Origin of the sequence: Streptomyces sp. 1-11 (assembly GCF_007176755.1) — a bacterium.
Classification (GTDB): domain Bacteria; phylum Actinomycetota; class Actinomycetes; order Streptomycetales; family Streptomycetaceae; genus Streptomyces.
Genome location: NZ_BJTV01000003.1, coordinates 120,188 through 138,876 on the forward strand (window position 1 = coordinate 120,188; position 18,689 = coordinate 138,876).

The 18,689-nt window shown below is 71.9% G+C and carries 19 protein-coding genes; 10 read left to right on the forward strand and 9 right to left on the reverse strand.

Annotation, left to right across the window (positions count from 1 at the left end; translation table 11 throughout):
• The first annotated feature begins 98 nt into the window (after positions 1-98).
• From nhaA to TNCT1_RS36160, 4 genes are all read left to right on the forward strand, one after another.
• On the forward strand, positions 99-1,556 hold the full coding sequence (nhaA, locus tag TNCT1_RS07515) for a Na+/H+ antiporter NhaA (RefSeq protein WP_143629688.1): 1,458 nt from the start codon (positions 99-101) through the stop codon (positions 1,554-1,556).
• A gap of 74 nt (positions 1,557-1,630) precedes the next feature.
• Entirely contained in the window at positions 1,631-2,119 is a 489-nt protein-coding gene (locus TNCT1_RS07520) for a phage holin family protein (protein WP_143629691.1), read from the forward strand.
• The gene (locus TNCT1_RS07525; RefSeq protein WP_143629694.1) at positions 2,116-3,051 is read left to right on the forward strand and encodes an alpha/beta fold hydrolase; all 936 of its coding nucleotides are present in this window, start codon (positions 2,116-2,118) and stop codon (positions 3,049-3,051) included. The genes TNCT1_RS07520 and TNCT1_RS07525 overlap by 4 nt, the downstream gene beginning before the upstream one ends.
• Positions 3,052-3,177: 126 nt before the next feature.
• Positions 3,178-3,357 (forward strand): hypothetical protein, encoded by a 180-nt coding sequence (locus TNCT1_RS36160; RefSeq protein ID WP_143629697.1) that lies wholly within the window; start codon positions 3,178-3,180, stop codon positions 3,355-3,357.
• 43 nt (positions 3,358-3,400) lie between these two features.
• On the opposite strand, the gene TNCT1_RS07535 is transcribed toward TNCT1_RS36160, so the two are convergent.
• The 3 genes from TNCT1_RS07535 to nth form a co-directional block, all read right to left on the reverse strand.
• On the reverse strand, positions 3,401-4,600 hold the full coding sequence (locus tag TNCT1_RS07535; RefSeq protein ID WP_143629700.1) for a MarP family serine protease: 1,200 nt from the start codon (positions 4,598-4,600) through the stop codon (positions 3,401-3,403).
• Positions 4,601-4,715: 115 nt separating this feature from the next.
• On the reverse strand, positions 4,716-5,411 hold the full coding sequence (locus tag TNCT1_RS07540; RefSeq protein WP_143629703.1) for a CoA pyrophosphatase: 696 nt from the start codon (positions 5,409-5,411) through the stop codon (positions 4,716-4,718).
• Positions 5,412-5,463: 52 nt separating this feature from the next.
• Entirely contained in the window at positions 5,464-6,345 is an 882-nt protein-coding gene (gene nth, locus TNCT1_RS07545) for an endonuclease III (protein ID WP_235902410.1), read from the reverse strand.
• 333 nt (positions 6,346-6,678) lie between these two features.
• Here nth and TNCT1_RS07550 point away from each other — a divergent pair, with 333 nt between their 5' ends.
• Both TNCT1_RS07550 and TNCT1_RS07555 read left to right on the forward strand, forming a co-directional pair.
• On the forward strand, positions 6,679-7,353 hold the full coding sequence (locus TNCT1_RS07550) for a Crp/Fnr family transcriptional regulator (protein ID WP_143629705.1): 675 nt from the start codon (positions 6,679-6,681) through the stop codon (positions 7,351-7,353).
• Positions 7,354-7,437: 84 nt separating this feature from the next.
• Positions 7,438-8,265 carry a nucleotidyltransferase domain-containing protein gene (locus tag TNCT1_RS07555; protein WP_143629708.1) on the forward strand — a complete coding sequence of 276 codons (828 nt, stop codon included), beginning with the start codon at positions 7,438-7,440 and terminating at the stop codon, positions 8,263-8,265.
• Positions 8,266-8,322: 57 nt separating this feature from the next.
• On the opposite strand, the gene TNCT1_RS07560 is transcribed toward TNCT1_RS07555, so the two are convergent.
• The 4 genes from TNCT1_RS07560 to TNCT1_RS07575 are packed head-to-tail and all read right to left on the reverse strand — an operon-like array spanning position 8,323 to position 10,758.
• Positions 8,323-9,153: an MBL fold metallo-hydrolase gene (locus TNCT1_RS07560; RefSeq protein ID WP_143629711.1), complete on the reverse strand. Its 831-nt coding sequence runs from the start codon at positions 9,151-9,153 to the stop codon at positions 8,323-8,325.
• A complete protein-coding gene (locus TNCT1_RS07565) occupies positions 9,150-10,079 on the reverse strand; it encodes an NUDIX hydrolase (protein WP_143629713.1) in 930 nt (309 codons plus the stop codon). The genes TNCT1_RS07560 and TNCT1_RS07565 overlap by 4 nt, the downstream gene beginning before the upstream one ends.
• A gap of 56 nt (positions 10,080-10,135) precedes the next feature.
• Positions 10,136-10,600, reverse strand: coding sequence for a RidA family protein (locus TNCT1_RS07570; RefSeq protein ID WP_143629715.1), 465 nt, complete (start codon positions 10,598-10,600; stop codon positions 10,136-10,138).
• Positions 10,597-10,758: a DUF4177 domain-containing protein gene (locus tag TNCT1_RS07575; RefSeq protein ID WP_003975360.1), complete on the reverse strand. Its 162-nt coding sequence runs from the start codon at positions 10,756-10,758 to the stop codon at positions 10,597-10,599. Before TNCT1_RS07575 ends, TNCT1_RS07570 begins: the two co-directional genes overlap by 4 nt.
• A 197-nt stretch (positions 10,759-10,955) precedes the next feature.
• On the opposite strand from TNCT1_RS07575, the gene TNCT1_RS07580 reads away from it, so the two are divergent.
• Both TNCT1_RS07580 and TNCT1_RS07585 read left to right on the forward strand, forming a co-directional pair.
• On the forward strand, positions 10,956-11,933 hold the full coding sequence (locus TNCT1_RS07580) for an ArsA-related P-loop ATPase (protein WP_143629717.1): 978 nt from the start codon (positions 10,956-10,958) through the stop codon (positions 11,931-11,933).
• Positions 11,930-13,267 carry an ArsA family ATPase gene (locus TNCT1_RS07585; protein WP_143629720.1) on the forward strand — a complete coding sequence of 446 codons (1,338 nt, stop codon included), beginning with the start codon at positions 11,930-11,932 and terminating at the stop codon, positions 13,265-13,267. Before TNCT1_RS07580 ends, TNCT1_RS07585 begins: the two co-directional genes overlap by 4 nt.
• 379 nt (positions 13,268-13,646) lie before the next feature.
• Here the strand turns inward: TNCT1_RS07585 and wblA are convergent, their stop codons facing one another.
• Complete coding sequence (gene wblA / locus TNCT1_RS07590) at positions 13,647-13,985, reverse strand: transcriptional regulator WblA (RefSeq protein WP_174266212.1); 339 nt, start codon at positions 13,983-13,985, stop codon at positions 13,647-13,649.
• A 533-nt stretch (positions 13,986-14,518) separates the two neighbouring features.
• Between wblA and TNCT1_RS07600 the strand changes: the two genes are divergently transcribed.
• Complete coding sequence (locus tag TNCT1_RS07600; RefSeq protein WP_143629722.1) at positions 14,519-16,825, forward strand: transglycosylase domain-containing protein; 2,307 nt, start codon at positions 14,519-14,521, stop codon at positions 16,823-16,825.
• A gap of 260 nt (positions 16,826-17,085) precedes the next feature.
• Here TNCT1_RS07600 and TNCT1_RS07605 read toward each other — a convergent pair whose 3' ends face one another.
• On the reverse strand, positions 17,086-17,553 hold the full coding sequence (locus TNCT1_RS07605) for a GatB/YqeY domain-containing protein (protein ID WP_143629724.1): 468 nt from the start codon (positions 17,551-17,553) through the stop codon (positions 17,086-17,088).
• A 93-nt stretch (positions 17,554-17,646) separates the two neighbouring features.
• On the opposite strand from TNCT1_RS07605, the gene TNCT1_RS07610 reads away from it, so the two are divergent.
• The gene (locus TNCT1_RS07610; protein ID WP_143629726.1) at positions 17,647-18,573 is read left to right on the forward strand and encodes a metallophosphoesterase; all 927 of its coding nucleotides are present in this window, start codon (positions 17,647-17,649) and stop codon (positions 18,571-18,573) included.
• The last annotated feature ends 116 nt before the right edge of the window (positions 18,574-18,689 follow it).

The following is an 18,689-nucleotide window of genomic DNA, read 5'->3' on the forward strand; positions in this document are numbered from 1 at the left end:
AACCTGAACAGCGCTCGAAACGAAAGAGCCTCAAGGTGCGCCGGGAAGTCTGGTCGGCATGTGCTCAGCCCTGCCCGCCACACCCGGAGGTCTCCACCGTGCCCGCCCCCCGTGACACCGCGTCCCCCACCGCACGCACCGCCCGCAGGGTCCTGGAACGTCTGTCCCTGCCCGAGCGGAACGTCGTCGCGGACGCGCTGCGCACCGAGACCGTGGGCGGCATCCTCCTCCTCGCCGCCGCCGTCACCGCCCTGATCTGGGCGAACATCCCGGCGCTGCACAGCGGCTACGAGGCCGTGAGCGACTTCCACTTCGGTCCCGCCGTTCTCGGCCTGAACCTGTCCGTGGCGCACTGGGCCGCCGACGGCCTGCTCGCCGTGTTCTTCTTCGTCGCCGGCATCGAGCTCAAGCGGGAGCTGGTCGCCGGTGACCTCCGCGATCCCAGGGCGGCGGTGCTGCCCGTGGCGGCCGCGCTGTGCGGAATGGCCGTACCCGCCGTCGTCTACACGGTGACCAATCTGACCGGGCACGGCTCCACCGACGGCTGGGCCGTGCCCACCGCCACCGACATCGCCTTCGCACTGGCCGTCCTCGCGGTCATCGGCACCGCTCTGCCCAGCGCGCTGCGCGCCTTCCTGCTGACCCTCGCCGTCGTCGACGACCTCTTCGCGATCCTGATCATCGCCGTCTTCTTCACCGACCGGATCGACTTCGCCGCCCTCGGCGGAGCCGTCGCCGGGCTGGTGGTCTTCTGGCTGCTGCTGCGCGCGGGGGTGCGCGGCTGGTACGTGTACGTGCCGCTGGCGGTCGTCGTCTGGGCGCTGATGTACAACAGCGGCGTGCACGCCACCATCGCCGGCGTGGCGATGGGCCTGATGCTGCGCTGCACCCGCCGCGAGGGCGAGGAGTGCTCGCCGGGCGAACGCGTCGAGCACCTGGTGCGGCCGCTGTCGGCCGGGCTGGCGGTACCCCTGTTCGCGTTGTTCAGCGCCGGGGTGTCGGTGTCCGGCAGGGCGCTCGGGGACGTGTTCACCAGGCCCGAGACGCTCGGCGTGGTGCTCGGGCTGGTCGTGGGCAAGGCGCTCGGCATCTTCGGCGGCACCTGGCTGACCGTCCGCTTCACCCGGGCCTCGCTCAGTCAGGACCTCGCCTGGGCCGACGTCTTCGCGGTGTCCTCGCTCGCCGGGATCGGCTTCACCGTCTCGCTCCTCATCGGCGAGCTGGCCTTCGAGGGCGACACGGCTCTCACCGACGAGGTGAAGGCGGCCGTCCTCTGCGGGTCGCTGATCGCTGCCGTGTGCGCCACGGTGCTGCTGAAGATACGCAACGCCAGGTACCGCAGGCTCTGGGAGGACGAGGAACGCGACGAGGACCAGGACGGCATCCCGGACGTCTACGAGCAGGACGATCCGGCCTACCACCTGCGGATGGCGGAGATCCTGGAGCGCAAGGCCGCCGACCACCGCCGCGTCGCCGCCGAGAAGGCCGCCGCGGCGCGCGACGGGCTTCAGGAAGTACCGGGCGGGGCAGGCGATGAGGACGACCGTCCGGCATGATCTGACGAGACGGTACAAATCAAGACGGCACCCAAGACTCCACACGGCACGCAAGACTTCATAGGGAGAACGCGATGAGCGCACCCGACGGCACCCCGGTCGGCGCCGAACGCAGCATCGGCCAGCTGTTCGCCTCGGCGACGACCGATCTGTCGGCGCTGGTGCACGACGAGATCGCGCTGGCCAAGGCCCAGCTGAAGCAGGACGTCAAGCGGGGCGCGACCAGCGGCGGCGCGTTCAGCGCGGCCGGCATGCTGCTCCTGTTCTCCCTTCCGATGCTCAACTTCGCGCTGGCGTACGGCATCAGGACCTGGAGCGGCTGGAACCTCGCGGTCTGCTTCCTGCTGTCCTTCGCGGCCAACGTGCTGGTCGCCGGCCTGCTCGCGCTCATCGGCGTGATGTTCGCCAAGAAGGCCAAGAAGGGCCAGGGACCGCAGAAGGTCGCCGCGTCCGTGAAGGAGTCGGCGAGCGTGCTGCAGAACGCCAAGCCGCACCCGCGCCACGAGCTGCCGCAGGACCGTGCGCCCCACGCCATCGAAGCTGTGGCACGCTCGTCCTCATGACGGAACCCGCCGCGGCAGCGGCCGTACGGATCGGCCTTCCCTCCGGGGAGAAGGTGACACACCGGGACGTCGCGGCCAACGGCGCGCGCTTCCACATCGCCGAGGTCGGCGACGGCCCCCTGGTCCTGCTGCTGCACGGTTTCCCCCAGTTCTGGTGGACCTGGCGCCACCAGCTGACCGCGCTCGCCGACGCGGGCTACCGGGCCGTGGCGATGGACCTGCGGGGCGTCGGCGGCAGCGACCGCACCCCGCGCGGCTACGACCCCGCCAACCTGGCCCTGGACGTCACCGGGGTGATCCGCTCCCTCGGCGAGCCGGACGCCGCGCTGGTCGGCCACGACCTGGGCGGTTACCTGGCGTGGACGGCGGCGGCGATGCGGCCCAAGCTGGTGCGGCGGCTCGCGGTCGTCTCGATGCCGCACCCCCGGCGCTGGCGGGCCGCGATGCTCCGGGACGCCCGGCAGACGGCGGCCGGCTCCTACATCTGGGGGTTCCAGCGGCCCTGGATCCCGGAGCGTCAACTGACCGCCGACGGCGGCGCGCTGGTGGGCCGGCTGATCCGTGAGTGGTCCGGGCCGCGGCCGCTGGAGGACGAGGCCGTGGAGACGTACCAGCGGGCCATGTGCATCCCGTCGACCGCGCACTGCTCCATCGAGCCGTACCGCTGGCTGGTGCGCTCGCTGCTCCGCCCGGACGGCATCCAGTTCAACCGCAGGATGAAGCGGCCGGTGCGCGTGCCGACGCTGCATCTGCACGGCTCGCTGGACCCGGTGGCCCGGACGCGCAGCGCGGCCGGCTCGGGCGAGTACGTCGAAGCCCCTTACCGCTGGCGCCTGTTCGACGGACTCGGGCACTTCCCGCACGAGGAGGACCCGGCGGCCTTCTCCGCGGAACTGGTCAACTGGCTGAAGGATCCCGAGCCGGACAGGTGAGGGAACGGGCCCGTGGGGTACCCGGCACAGAACACCTGTTCCTCGAACGGCCACATGCCTGCCGCATAGGCCAATTGGGGGGCGCGGAGGCGGTTATCGACCTTCGGGCGGGGCAGATGTGGGGGTATGGGCTGGACGCACGACTACAGTGACGCACCCCGCAACCGCCGCTCGGCCTCCGGGCTGAGCTCCCCGCAGCGAGGCACTCCGCAGCTCGCGGAGGCGGACCTCAGGGTAGGAATTCCGCGTATCCTGCGCCGCCGTGCGCGCTGGGTCTCCGTGCGCCTGCGTCACCCGCGCGGCTGATCCGCCTCCCGGCAGTCACCGCGGCCCGGCCGCCCCGCCGGGGTCACAGGGCGCAGCTGTCGGTCCCCACCTGCTGGTTCGCCGTGCGGCCCCGGGTGATGTCCTGCTGGATCTCGTCCGCCGTGAGGGCGTAGCCGGTGTCGGCGTCGTCCAGGGACTTGGCGAACACCACGCCGTACACCTTGCCGTCGGGCGTGAGCAGCGGGCCGCCGGAGTTGCCCTGGCGGACGGTCGCGTACAGGGAGTAGACGTCCCGGCCGACCGTGCCGCGGTGGTAGATGTCCGGGCCGTTCGCGGTGATGCGCCCGCGCACCCGGGCGGCCCGCACGTCGTAGGAGCCGTTCTCCGGGAAGCCCGCGACGATCGCGCCGTCGCCGCCGGAGGCGTCCCGGGTGTCGAACTTCAGGGCGTTCGCCTTCAGGTCGGGCACGTCGAGCACGGCGATGTCGCGCTTCCAGTCGTACAGGACGACCGTGGCGTCGTACCTGCGGCCCACCCCGCCTATCTGCACGGTGGGCTCGTCGACGCCCCCGACCACGTGCGCGTTGGTCATGACACGCCGATTGGCGAAGACGAAGCCGCTGCCCTCCAGGACCTTGCCGCAGCTCTGCGCGGTGCCGGTGACCTTGACGATGGACCGCTGGGCGCGGGTGGCGACCGCGCTCCTCGCCAGGGCCGGGTCGGGCGGCTCCACGTCCTTGATCTGCTCGTTGGAGAAGGGGCTGAAGACCTGCGGGAAGCCGTTCTGGGCGAGGACCGAGGTGAAGTCCTGGAACCAGGTGTCGGCCTGGGCGGGCAGCGCCTGGGAGACGCCGAGCAGCACCTTGGAGCTGCGGACCTCCTTGCCGAGCGTCGGCAGGGTGGTCTGGGCCAGGGCGGAGCCGATCAGCCAGGCGACGAGCAGCATGGCGACGACGTTGACGAGGGCGCCGCCGGTGGCGTCCAGGGCGCGGGCCGGGGACCAGGTGATGTAGCGGCGCAGCTTGTTGCCGAGGTGGGTGGTCAGGGCCTGGCCGACGGAGGCGCAGACGATGACGACGACCACGGCGACGACGGCGGCGGTGGTGCTCACCTCGGCCTCACCGGAGACGGCGTCCCAGATGACGGGCAGCGTGTACACGGCGACGAGACCGCCGCCGAGGAACCCGATCACCGACAGGATGCCGACGACGAAGCCCTGGCGGTAGCCCACGACCGCGAACCACACGGCCGCGGCCAGCAACAGGATGTCCAGCACGTTCACTGCTTCAGGCCTCGCCTACTCCACTCCGGTCCCAGCAGCCTCGGCCGGGGGTCCGAGGGCCCGCGGCGCAGCCGCCGCCACTGCCCTCGGGCGAACACAGCACGGGGTCACCCTGTCATGACCGCCAGTCGAGCGGGACCTGGTTGTCCCGGTCCCAGGGGCGCTCCCAGCCCGAGTAGTGCAGCAGACGGTCGATCACGCCGGCGGTGAAGCCCCAGACGAGGGCGGATTCGACCAGGAATGCCGGGCCCCGGTGGCCGCTCGGGTGGACGGCGGTGGCCCGGTTGGCGGGGTCCGTGAGATCCGCCACGGAGACGGTGAAGACGCGGGCCGTCTCGTTGGGGTCGACGACGCCGACCGGGCTGGGCTCGCGCCACCAGCCGAGCACGGGCGTGACGACGAATTCGCTGACCGGGATGTAGAGCGCGGGCAGCACGCCGAAGAGCTGCACGCCGGACGGATCGAGGCCGGTCTCCTCCTCGGCCTCGCGCAACGCCGCCCTGAGCGGCCCGTCGCCCTCCGGATCGCCGTCCTCGGGGTCGAGTGCGCCGCCCGGGAAGGAGGGCTGGCCGGCGTGCGAGCGCAGGGAGACGGCCCGCTCCATGAGCAGCAGCTCGGGCCCGCGCGCGCCCTCGCCGAACAGGATCAGCACCGCGGACTGCCGTCCCGAGCCGTTCTCCGGCGGCAGGAAGCGGCTGAGCTGGAGCGGCTGGACCGTCTCGGCCGCCCGCACCACCGGGTCCAGCCAGTCGGGCAGGCCCTCCTTGCTCAGCGTCACCGGCCCCCTGTGCGTGTCGTGCGTGTACGTCATCGCCACCCCCGTCCTGCCGTGTCCAACGCCCGAGGGCACCGAGATCGTTCCGTCATCCGGCCCCCAGCGGCGGCGCGGGCCTGCCGCCGGCGTCGAGGTAGGCCTGCGGTGGCTTCAGGCGCTGGCCCGGGAAGCCGCCCTTCTCGTACTTCAGGAGCTTTCGCGCCTTCTCCGGGTCGGTCTCGCCCTCGCCGTAGGCCGGGCAGAGCGGAGCGATGGGGCAGGCGCCGCAGGCGGGCTTGCGGGCGTGGCAGATGCGGCGGCCGTGCCAGATGACGTGGTGGGACAGGTCGGTCCACTCGCTCTTGGGGAACAGCGCGCCGACGGCCGCCTCGATCTTGTCGGGGTCGGTCTCGGCGGTCCACCGCCAGCGCCGGACCAGCCGCTGGAAGTGCGTGTCGACGGTGATGCCGGGCCGTCCGAAGGCGTTGCCCAGCACGACGAAGGCGGTCTTGCGGCCGACGCCGGGCAGCTTGACCAGGTCCTCGAGACGTCCCGGCACCTCGCCGCCGAAGTCCTCGGCGAGGGCCTTGGAGAGCCCTATGACCGACCTGGTCTTGGCCCGGAAGAAGCCGCAGGGGCGCAGGATCTCCTCGACCTGCTCCGGGTCGGCCGCCGCGAGGTCCTCGGGGGTGGGGTACTTGGCGAAGAGCGCCGGGGTGGTCTGGTTGACCCGCAGGTCGGTGGTCTGGGCCGACAGGACGGTGGCGACCAGCAGCTGGAAGGGGTTCTCGAAGTCCAGCTCCGGGTGGGCGTAGGGGTAGACCTCGGCGAGTTCGCGGTTGATGCGCCGGGCGCGGCGGACGAGTGCGGTGCGGGACTCCCCGGCCGGGGGCTTCGCGGCGGCCTTCTTGGCGGGCACGGCCTTTCTGGCGGGCGCTGCCTTCTTCACCGGCGCGGTCTCGGCGTCCGCCACCGCCTTCCCGGCCGGCATGGCCTTTTTAGCCGTTTTGCGGCTTTTACTACTACCGCCGGAGCTCTGTTCGCCCACAGCGGAATCACGACGTACAACCACCCGTGCAGCCCCCTTGCCCTGTGCTCTCACCGGCGTTTTGGACACCCGGCCAGCCTAAAGCCCGGCACCGACATCCGCCCCGGACCCGGGGGATCGGCCCCCGATCGGACCCCTGCCGCGTACCCCGGGACATCTGTGCGGCATCCTTGTGACAGATCACACTGTTTGGACCGCCCGGCAAAACGGGGAACACGGTCCCCTGGTACACGGGGGATCATGAACCCCTGAGCAGGTCGACAAGGGAGAGAACTCGTGGACGACGTTCTGCGGCGCAACCCGCTTTTCGCGGCGCTCGACGACGAGCAGGCCGCGGAGCTCCGCGCCTCCATGAGTGAGGTGACCCTCGCGCGCGGTGACTCGCTGTTCCACGAGGGCGACCCCGGCGACCGGCTGTACGTCGTCACCGAGGGCAAGGTCAAGCTGCACCGCACCTCCCCCGACGGCCGCGAGAACATGCTCGCCGTCGTCGGCCCCAGCGAGCTGATCGGCGAGCTGTCGCTGTTCGATCCGGGCCCGCGCACCGCCACGGCGACCGCGCTGACCGAGGTCAAGCTGCTCGCCCTCGGTCACGGCGACCTCCAGCCCTGGCTGAACGTGCGCCCCGAGGTGGCCGGCGCCCTGCTGCGCGCCGTCGCCCGGCGCCTGCGCAAGACCAACGACGCCATGTCCGACCTGGTCTTCTCCGACGTCCCCGGCCGTGTCGCGCGCGCCCTGCTGGACCTCTCCCGCCGCTTCGGCGTGCAGTCCGAGGAGGGCATCCACGTCGTCCACGACCTCACGCAGGAGGAGCTGGCCCAGCTCGTCGGCGCCTCGCGCGAGACCGTGAACAAGGCGCTCGCGGACTTCGCCCAGCGCGGCTGGCTCCGCCTGGAGGCGCGGGCCGTGATCCTGCTGGACGTGGAGCGCCTGGCCAAGCGGTCCCGCTGACCGCCCTGGCGGCCCGCCGTCGCCGTCGGGCGCCGCGGCCATAATTCAGCGGCGCGGACGCCTCGCGCGCGGCACAGTGGCCGCATGACCGAAAGCGTGCGCCGTCCAGGACTCGACGCCGAGGGATACCTCGTCCGCGAGGGCTCCCTCACGCGCGTGACGGACGAGTTCCGTCCCGTGGTGGCCGCCGCGCGCGAACGGTTGCCGGAGCTTCTCGGGACCCGGCTGCACAGCGCGTACCTCTACGGGTCGATCCCGCGCGGCACCGCGCGCGTGGGGCGCAGCGACTTCGATCTGCTGCTCGCGCTGCGCGAGGAGCCCTCGGACGCCGACCGGGAAGCCGTCCGGTCCTTCGGCGAGGCGTTCGACGAGGAGTTCCCGCAGATCGACGGCGTCGGCACGCTGCTCTACGGCCGGGACCGGCTGCTGAGCGACCTGGAGCGGTACGACATGGGCTGGTTCGTCGCCTGCCTGTGCACCCCGCTGCTCGGGCCGGACCTGGCCGAGCACCTGCCCCGGTACCGACCCGACTCCCTGCTGGCCCGGGAGACCAACGGCGACCTCGCCCGGCTGCTGCCGCGCTGGCGCGAGCGGATCCGGCAGACAGCCGGCACCGAGGAGGCCCTGCGGCCGCTCGTCCGCTTCATGTCCCGGCACCTCGTGCGCACCGGTTTCACCCTCGTCATGCCCCGCTGGCACGGCTGGACCAGCGACCTGCGCGAGATGGCCGGGGCGTTCGGCGCCCACCATCCCGGGCGGGCCGCGCAGATGCGCCGGGCGGCCGAGTACGGCTACGAGCCCGTCGGCGACCCGGACGTGCTGCGGTCGTACGTGGATGACCTCGGGCCCTGGCTCGCCGCGGAGTACGCGCGCGTGCACGGCGTGAAGGCGCCCCGCCCCGAGGACCTCTGAACCGCCCCCGGGCCCCTGGAGCCCTTGAGCCCGCCGCACGGGCCTGCCATGGGCCCGCTATATGAGCCCGTGCTCGCTCAGGTAGTCCATCTGGGCCCGCACCGACAGCTCCGCGGCCGGCCACAGGGAGCGGTCCACGTCGGCGTAGACGCGCGCGACCACCTGGGCCGCGGTGCGGTAGCCGTCCTCGACCGCGGTCTCGACCTGGGCGAGGCGGTGGGCGCGGTGGGCGAGGTAGAACTCGACGGCTCCCTGGGCGTCCTCCAGGACCGGCCCGTGGCCCGGCAGGACCGTGTGCACGCCGTCGTCCACGGTCAGGGAGCGCAGGCGGCGCAGGGAGTCCAGGTAGTCGCCCAGGCGGCCGTCCGGGTGGGCCACGACGGTCGTGCCGCGCCCGAGGACGGTGTCCCCGGTCAGCACCGCCCGGTCGGCCGGGAGATGGAAGCACAGGGAGTCCGCGGTGTGCCCCGGGGTCGGTACCACCCTCAGCTCCAGGCCGCCGACCGCGATCACGTCGCCGGCGGCCAGTCCCTCGTCCCCGAGCCGCAGCGCCGGATCGAGGGCACGCACGCGCGTGCGGGTCAGTTCGGCGAACCGGGCGGCGCCCTCGGCGTGGTCGGGGTGGCCGTGGGTGAGCAGGGTCAGGGCGATGCGCTTGCCGGCCTTCTCGGCCGTGTCGACGACGGCGCCGAGGTGACCGTCGTCCAGGGGCCCGGGGTCGATCACCACGGCCAGGTCGGAGTCGGGCTCGGCGACGATCCAGGTGTTGGTGCCGTCCAGGGTCATCGCGGACGCGTTGGGCGCGAGCACGTTGACGGCCCGTTCGGTCGCCGGGCCGGTGAGGACACCGCCCCGCGGCTGACCGGGCAGCGCTGCCGCGTCCGTCATGCGAGGCCTCCCGCGTTGCTCGGCGCCGTCGTCCCGCGTCCCGTCCCAGGTGCCCCGTCGACGGCGGCCCCAGTCGTGGGCACGTGCTTGGTGAACTCGTCGTGCCCGGGCCAGGACAGGACGATCTCGCCGTCCACCAGGCGGGCCCTGGCCAGCACCGGGGTCATGTCCCGCGCCGGCGCCGCCGCGAGCGCCCCGGCCGCGGTGTCGTACGGCAGGAGCTGGCGCAGCGTGGCGATGGTGGGCGGCATCATCAGCAGCTCGCCCCTGTCGTACCCGGCCGCGGCCTCCCCGGGGCGGATCCACACGGTGCGGTCGGCCTCCGTGGAGGCGTTGCGGGTGCGCTGGCCCGCGGGCAGGGCGGCCACGAAGAACCAGGTGTCGTAGCGGCGGGACTCGAACTCCGGGGTGATCCAGCGGGTCCAGGCGCCCAGCAGGTCGGAGCGGAGCACCAGGCCCCGGCGGTCCAGGAACTCCGCGAACGACAGCTCGCGCGCGACCAGGGCGGCGCGGTCCGCCTCCCAGTCGTCCCCGGTGGTGTCCCCGACGACCGACCCGGCGTCGGGGCCGGCGAGCAGGACGCCCGCCTCCTCGTACGTCTCCCGCACGGCGGCGCACACGACGGCCTGGGCGCCGCTCTCGTCGACGCCCAGCCGCTCGGCCCACCACGCGCGCGCGGGCCCCGCCCAGCGGACCAGGCGGTCGTCGTCACGCGGGTCGACACCGCCGCCGGGGTACGCGTACGCGCCTCCGGCGAAGGCCATGGAGGCGCGTCTGCGCAGCATGTGGACGGCCGGTCCGGCCGGGGTGTCCTTCAGCAGCAGCACCGTGGCCGCGCGCTTCGGGGGCACCGGAGCGAGGGTGCCGTCCGCGAGCGCGCGGATGCGGTCGGGCCACTCCGGGGGGTACCACTGACCGTTCGCCATGGCCGGAGGCTATCCCGTGTAGGGCGAATGTTCGAGAGGCGTCCGGACCGGCGGGGTTACGGGACGAGCTCCACCTGGACCTCGACCTCCACCGGGGCGTCCAGCGGCAGCACCGCGACGCCCACCGCGCTGCGGGCGTGCACGCCCTTGTCGCCGAGCACCTCGCCGAGCAGCTCGCTGGCGCCGTTGACGACACCGGGCTGCCCGGTGAAGTCGGCGGCCGAGGCGACGAAGCCCACGACCTTCACCACGCGCGCGATGCGGTCCAGGTCGCCGGCGACGGACTTCACGGCGGCCAGGGCGTTCAGCGCGCAGGTACGCGCCAGCTCCTTGGCCTCGTCGGCCGTCACCTCGGCGCCCACCTTGCCGGTGACCGGCAGCTTGCCCTCCACCATCGGCAGCTGACCGGAGGTGTACACGTACGCACCGGACCGCACGGCCGGCTGGTACGACGCCAGCGGCGGTACGACCTCCGGCAGGGTCAGACCCAGTTCGGCCAGCTTCTCCTCGACCGCGCTCACGCCTGCTTCTCCCGCTTCAGGTACGCCACGAGCTGCTCGGGGTTGTTGGGCCCGGGCACGACCTGGACGAGCTCCCAGCCGTCCTCGCCCCAGGTGTCCAGGATCTGCTTCGTGGCATGGACGAGCAGTGGCACGGTTGCGTATTCCCACTTGGTCATGGGCCGACTGTAGCCGCTGCGGCCGCCCGGGCGGACGGCCGGCCACGGACGTCGCCGGCCAGGCCGGACACCCGGTCGGCGGAGGGCGGCCGACGCCGCTCACGAGGGCGGAGCGGACGCGTAGCGGGGCCGAACGGGAGCCCCGTTGTCCACAGCCTGCCGCGTGCCCGTCGACCGGACTGGTTAGGCTCGAATACGTGAGCAGGCTCCAGGTCGTCAGCGGCAAGGGCGGGACCGGAAAGACGACGGTCGCCGCCGCACTCGCGCTGGCCCTCGCCACCGAGGGGAAGCGGACGCTTCTCGTCGAGGTGGAGGGCCGGCAGGGCATCGCGCAGCTCTTCGAGACAGACGCGCTGCCCTACGAAGAACGGAAGATCGCGGTCGCTCCCGGTGGCGGGGAGGTGTACGCCCTCGCCATCGACCCCGAACTGGCCCTTCTGGAGTATCTCCAGATGTTCTACAAGCTCGGCGGCGCGGGCCGGGCGCTGAAGAAACTCGGCGCGATCGACTTCGCCACCACGATCGCGCCGGGGCTCCGGGACGTCCTGCTGACCGGCAAGGCGTGCGAGGCGGTCCGCCGCAAGGACAGGGCCGGGCGGTTCACGTACGACTACGTCGTGATGGACGCGCCGCCCACCGGGCGCATCACCCGGTTCCTCAACGTCAACGACGAGGTCGCCGGGCTCGCGAAGATCGGCCCGATACACAATCAGGCGCAGGCGGTGATGCGGGTTCTGAAGTCGCCGGAGACGGCGGTGCACCTGGTGACGCTGCTGGAGGAGATGCCCGTCCAGGAGACCGCCGACGGGATCTCCGAACTGCGCGCGGCCGGGCTTCCGGTGGGCCGGGTCATCGTGAACATGGTCCGGCCGCGGGTGTTGGACGCGGCGGACCTGGAACTCGTACGGACCGTGTCGCACTCCTCCGTCGCCCAGTCCCTGTCGGCCGCCGGGCTCGGCGGGGCGCGGCGCGGCGGGCACGCCGAGCGGCTGGTCGACCCGCTGCTGGAGCAGGCCTCGGAGTACGCCGAGCGGTACGCGCTGGAGCAGGAGCAGCGCGCGGTGCTGGGCGAGCTGGAGCTGCCGCTGCACGAGTTGCCGCTGCTCACCGAGGGCATGGACCTGGCGGGCCTCTACGAACTCGCCACCGAACTGCGGAAGCAGGGGTTGTCATGAGTACGGACCCGGCCGAGGCGCAGGACGCCGCCCGCCCCCACCTCTCCCCCGAGCACGTGCTGGACGTCGATCCGCTGCTGGACGACCCGGACACCCGGATCGTGGTGTGCTGCGGCTCGGGCGGCGTCGGCAAGACGACGACGGCCGCGGCGCTGGGCCTGCGGGCGGCCGAGCGGGGCCGCAAGGTGGTCGTCCTCACCATCGACCCGGCCCGGCGGCTCGCCCAGTCGATGGGCATCGACTCCCTGGACAACGTGCCCCGGCGGGTCAAGGGCACCGAGGGCGACGGCGAGCTGCACGCGATGATGCTCGACATGAAGCGCACCTTCGACGAGGTCGTGGAGGCGCACGCGGACGGGGAGCGGGCGGCCGCGATCCTGGCGAACCCCTTCTACCAGTCGCTCTCGGCGGGCTTCGCGGGCACGCAGGAGTACATGGCGATGGAGAAGCTGGGGCAGCTGCGGGCGCGGGACGAGTGGGACCTGATCGTGGTCGACACCCCGCCCTCCCGCTCGGCGCTGGACTTCCTGGACGCGCCCAAGCGGCTCGGCTCCTTCCTGGACGGCCGGCTGATCCGCCTGCTGACCGCCCCGGCCAAACTGGGCGGCCGCGCGGGGATGGCCTTCCTCAACGTGGGCATGTCGATGATGACCGGCACCCTGGGCAAGCTGCTGGGCGGTCAGCTGCTGAAGGACGTGCAGACCTTCGTGGCCGCGATGGACACCACCTTCGGCGGCTTCCGCACCCGCGCGGACGCCACGTACAAGCTGCTCCAGGCGCCCGGTACGGCGTTCCTGGTGGTGGCGGCGCCGGAGCGCGACGCGCTGCGCGAGGCGGCGTACTTCGTGGAGCGGCTGGCCGCCGAGGACATGCCGCTGGTGGGACTGGTGCTCAACCGGGTGCACGGCAGCGGCGCCGGCCGGCTGTCGGCGGAGCGGGCCCTGGACGCCGCGGAAAATCTTGCGGACCCCCGCATTGTGGATCAGGGGGACGGGAAAGCTGGACTTCGTAACTCTCCCGACACGTACGGCAGTTCAGGAACCCCCGCTGCTCCGACGGCTCCGGTCGAAGGCTCCCCCGCCGACACCGACGACGGCTCCCCCGCCGCGGACCCGGAGCGAACCGTGGACCAGCTCACAGCAGGCCTGCTGAGGCTGCACGCCGAGCGCATGCACCTGCTCGCGCGCGAGCAGCGCACGCGCGACCGCTTCCTGGCCCGCCACCCCGAGGTGGCGGTCGTCGAGGTGCCCGCGCTGCCCGGCGACGTGCACGACCTCACGGGCCTGCGCGACATCGGCGACCGCCTGGCGGCGGGGCGTACGGAGCTGTCCTAGCGCGGGGTGCGCAGACATGCCTGCGCACCCGTGCCCGTACCCCGCGTGCGTGTGCGCGCCCGCCGTGCGCGCGGCGCTGGCGCACCCGGGCAGGTGCGCACGGGTCTGCTCGGCGCACGGTGTTGGCGCGCGGGTGCCGACGCGCGCGCATGGCGCAGGTCACCCGCGCTGCGTACGACGCGCGTCACCAGCGCTGCGTACGGCGCGCGTCATCCGCGCTGCGAGCGGTGCGTGGACCGGCGCGCACCGGCCGTCCGGCGCCGCGCCGAGGGCCGGATCGTAACGCGGGCCGCTCTCGTGGCGGCCGTCGCCTCGACCGCGCCCGCCCGGACCCTGCCCACCCCGGGCGGCTGACGGGTCGGCACCTGAGGCGTCGCCCTCAGCTGACCGCGGCGTAGTTCTCGTAGACCTCGTCGCTGTCGAGGGACACGATGCCGGCGCCGCGCTCGTACTCCGAACGCGCGGTCTCCAGCAGCCGGCGCCATGAGGTCACGGTGGGCCGCCTGCGCAGCAGTGCGCGGCGCTCCCGCTCCGTCATGCCTCCCCACACGCCGAACTCGACGCGATTGTCCAGCGCGTCAGCCAGGCATTCGGTGCGTACCGGGCATCCGGTGCACACCGCCTTGGCCCTGTTCTGCGCTGCTCCCTGCACGAACAGTTCATCCGGATCGGTAGTGCGGCAGGCAGCCTGCGCACTCCAGTCGGTTACCCAGCCCATACCGGCGCCGTCCTCTCCCGAATCGAGGCTCCCCCACGGCGGCAGCGGCATATTCACCGCAGCCAGTTGAGGACGTTACGGAAGGTGGGCACGGCGCAACACCCCCGTCGGGCCCAATCTTGAATGGTCCGAACGGACTATGGGTAAGCGGCAGATCACCCGGGGGAGTGAGCTGACGACATGCGCGACCATCCCGGCATACCGGGACGGCTGCGGTGCGCCACACCGGGCGCCAGGTGACACACGAGGCGGATTCAGACACGCCCCGCCAGAGAACCAGGGGTACTTCCGGAACGATTCGGGGTCGTCGGACGTATTGATGTGTGGCCGCGCCGCTGTGACAGTTACGAGCAGCTTAGGCCAAGGCCTTTGCGCCTGTCCGGCGAATGAGAACCTGGGCCGCTCTTCGTCGTGCCGTGACAGCGGCCGCCGGCCGCCCGGCCCGGAACGCGCACGTCACGATCCGGCACCCGAACCTCCCGACGCAGGGCCGCTCCCTCGGAACGCTCATAAGTACGGATTAGGCTGCCCCCATGGCAAAGAAGCGCTCGAGCGGCGGCCTGTCCGCAACGCAGCAGGCTGCCAAGTTCCTCGGTGTCAGTGTGCTCGCGGGAGCCGTGATGGCGGGCATCGCGCTGCCCGCAGCCGGCGCCCTGGGCCTCGCGGCCAAGGGCTCGGTGCAAGGCTTCGACGAGATCCCGGCCAACCTCAAGAGCCCCCAGCTCAGCCAGCGCACGACCATACTGGACAGCAAGGGGCGGCAGCTCGCGACCGTCTACTCCCGTGACCGCACGGTGGTGGACCTCAAGAACATCTCGCCGTACATGCAGAAGGCGATCGTCGCGATCGAGGACTCGCGCTTCTACAAGCACGGCGCGATCGACCTCAAGGGCGTGCTGCGCGCCCTCAACAAGAACGCGCAGAGCGGCGGGGTCGCGCAGGGCGCCTCCACCCTCACCCAGCAGCTCGTGAAGAACTACTTCATCGAGGAGGCCGGCGACGACCCGACGAAGGTCGCCGAGGCCACCCAGCAGACCCTCGGCCGCAAGGTCAAGGAGCTGAAGTACGCGATCCAGATCGAGGAGAAGCTCGGCAAGAAGAAGATCCTCGAGAACTACCTGAACATCACCTTCTTCGGCGAACAGGCCTACGGCGTCGAGGCGGCCGCCCAGCGCTACTTCTCGAAGCACGCCAAGGACCTGAACCTGCAGGAGTCGGCGCTGCTGGCCGGCATCGTGCAGTCCCCGAGCCGCTACGACCCGGTGAACGACGAGGCCGAGGCCACCAAGCGGCGCAACACCGTGCTGCAGCGCATGGCGGAGGTCGGCAACGTCTCCCAGGCGGAGGCCGACCGGGCGAAGGAGGCGCCGCTCGGACTGCACGTCAGCCAGCCGAAGAACGGCTGCATCACCGCCACCAAGGGCTCGGCGTTCTTCTGCAAGTACGTGGAGAACGTCTTCCTGACCGACCCGACCTTCGGCAAGACCCGCGAGGAGCGCGCCAAGCTCTGGAACCGCGGCGGTCTGACGATCCGTACGACGCTCGACCCGCAGGCCCAGGACTCCGTCCAGGCCTCGCTGAAGGACCACGTCTACAAGTCCGACAAGGTCGCCGCGGCCGCCACGCTGGTCGAGCCCGGCACCGGCAAGGTCCTGGCCATGGGCCAGTCGAAGCCGTTCGGCTACGGCGACAACGAGACGGAGTACAACTTCTCGGTCAACCGGGACATGGGCGGCTCCAACTACGGCTTCCCGACCGGTTCGACGTTCAAGCCGTTCGTGGCGGCGGCCGCGATCGAGGGCGGCAAGCCCGCGACGCAGGAGTACTCGGCGCCGTACAAGATGAACTACCCGAGCCCCGTCCAGCGGTGCAGCAGCAACCCGTACGTCAACACCAAGGGCGAGACGGTCGAGAACGAGAACGAGTCGGAGAAGGGCCCGTACCGCATGAAGGAGGCGATGGCCAAGTCCATCAACACCTACTTCGTGCAGCTCATCTCCGACATCGGCCTGTGCCCGGTGGTCAAGATGACCGACGCGCTCCACGTGGTGCAGGGCGACGGCTCGAAGCTCCCGGAGACCCCGTCGATCGCGCTCGGCTCGATCGGCCTCTCCCCGCTGACCATGGCGAGCGCCTACGCCACCTTCGCCTCCCGCGGTATGTACTGCACCCCGGTCGCCATCGAGTCGATCGTCCAGAAGGTCGGCAACGAGCAGAAGTCGCTCGAGGTGCCCAAGTCGACCTGCTCGCGGGCGATGAGCGAGAAGACCGCAGACACGGTCAACACCCTGCTGCGCGGTGTGGTCGACTCCGGCACCGGCCAGGAGGCGGGCCTGAGCGACCGTGAGAGCGCGGGCAAGACGGGTACGACCGACGAGCGCAAGAACGCCTGGTTCGTCGGCTACACCCCCAACATGTCCGGTGCGGTCTGGGTGGGCAGCGCCAAGCAGAACGTGAAGATGACCGGGATCAGGATCGGCGGCGTCTACCGCGACCTGGTCTTCGGCGGGCAGGTCCCCGGTCCGATCTGGCGGGACGCCATGGCCGGCGCCCTCTCCGGCAAGGACGCCCCCGACTTCCAGCTGGTCGACATCCCGGACGACCAGAAGGACGGTGGTGACCAGGGAAAAGGCGATCAGGGGGGACGCGACAGGAACGGGGGAAACACGGGGGGAACACTCGGGGGCCTGATCGGCGGACTGACGGCCGGGGGAACAAGCCAGGGCGGTGACACCGGCGGCACCGCACCGACCCCGACCTTCTCCCTCCCCGGCGGCTTCCTCCAGGGCCAGACGAACGGCGGTACCCACGGGAACGGGAACGGCGGGCGCCGGGGATAGGCACGGCCTCTCGGCCCGGCGGCGACCGTGAAACGGCGGGGCCGCACCCTCGATGGATAAGCGTCAAACGGCGGGGCCGCACCCTCGATGGATGAGGGTGCGGCCCCGCCGTCGTGCGTGCGGCAGACCGGCCGGGCCGCACAGGGGTGCAGGTCGGGCCCGCGCCCCTGTGGGGGTACTGGGCCCCCGTGAGGGTACGGGTCCGGGTCCCCTTGGGAGTACGGGTCCGGGCCCCGTGGGTACGGGGCCGGGCCCGTGTCTCAGCCCTGCAGCAGCTTCTTCACCGCGGCGGCGACGCGGCCGCCCTCGGCCTGGCCGGCCACCTTCGGGTTCACGATCTTCATGACGGCGCCCATGGCCCGCGGCCCCTCGGCGCCGCCCGCCTTCGCCTCCTCGACGGCCTGGGCGACGATCGCGTTCAGCTCGTCGTCGCTGAGCTGCTTCGGCAGGTAGGCGGCGAGGACCTCGCCCTCCGCCTTCTCCCGCTCGGCCTGCTCGGGGCGACCACCCTGCGCGAAGGCGTCGGCCGCCTCACGGCGCTTCTTCGCCTCGCGGGTGATCACCTTCTGCACCTCGTCGTCGGAGAGCTCGCGCTTCTCCTTGCCCGCGACCTCCTCCTTGGTGATCGCGGTGAGGGTCAGCCGGAGCGTCGAGGAGCGGAGCTCGTCGCGCTCCTTGATCGCGGCGTTGAGGTCGTCCTGCAGCTTCGACTTGAGCGTGGTGGTCATGGGGACGATTGTCTCAGGTACCGGAGCGCGGACGCCCACCGATTTAGCGGCGGCCGGTCCCTGACCGACCGCCGGGTCTGACACGATGGTCGTATGCGCGCGCGATACGGAGTACCCCTGGGAATCATGGCGGCAGGCGCCGCCGGAGTGGCCTACGCGGCGGGCTTCGAGGCCCGTTCCTTCCGCCTCCGACGGGTGACGGTCCCGGTCCTCCCGCCGGGCATGGGCCCGCTGCGTGTCCTCCAGGTCTCCGACATCCACATGGTGCGCGGCCAGCGCAAGAAGCAGCGCTGGCTGCAGTCGCTCGCGGGGCTGCGCCCGGACTTCGTGATCAACACGGGCGACAACCTCTCGGACCCCGAGGGCGTCCCGGACGTCTTGGACGCGCTCGGCCCGCTGATGGAGTTCCCGGGCGCGTACGTCTTCGGCTCCAACGACTACTACGGCCCCAGGCCCCGCAACCCCGCCCGCTACCTGGTGGAGAAGATGAGCGGCCGCCACGGCCTGAACGGCAACCCCCCGGCCGTGGGCGTGGTCCACAACCCCTGGGAGGACATCAGGGACGGCTTCGACGCGGCGGGCTGGCTGAACCTGACGAACACCCGGGGCGCCCTGAAGGTGGAGGGCGTGTCGATCGAGCTGACCGGCCTGGACGACCCGCACATCAAGCGCGACCGCTACGCGCAGGTGGCGGGCGGCCCCTCCGGCTCGTACGACTTCTCGATGGGCGTCGTCCACGCTCCCTACCTGCGCGTCCTCGACGCCTTCACGGCGGACGACTACCCCCTGGTCCTGGCCGGCCACACGCACGGCGGCCAGCTGTGCATCCCCTTCTACGGCGCCCTCGTCACCAACTGCGACCTGGACACGGACCGCGTGAAGGGCCTGTCCCGGCACACGGCGGAGGGCCGCACGTCATACCTGCACGTCTCGGCGGGCTGCGGCACCAACCGCTACACCCCCGTCCGCTTCGCCTGCCCACCGGAGGCGACGCTGCTGACGCTGGTGGGGCGGGAGTAGCGAAACCCCGGGGGCGGGGGGCGGGGCTAGGGAGTCTCGGGGTCGATGGCCCGGGGCTCAGGACTGGGGGCCGGAGGCGGCCTCTGGTGCCCCAGCCGCCGCTGACGCTCCATGTG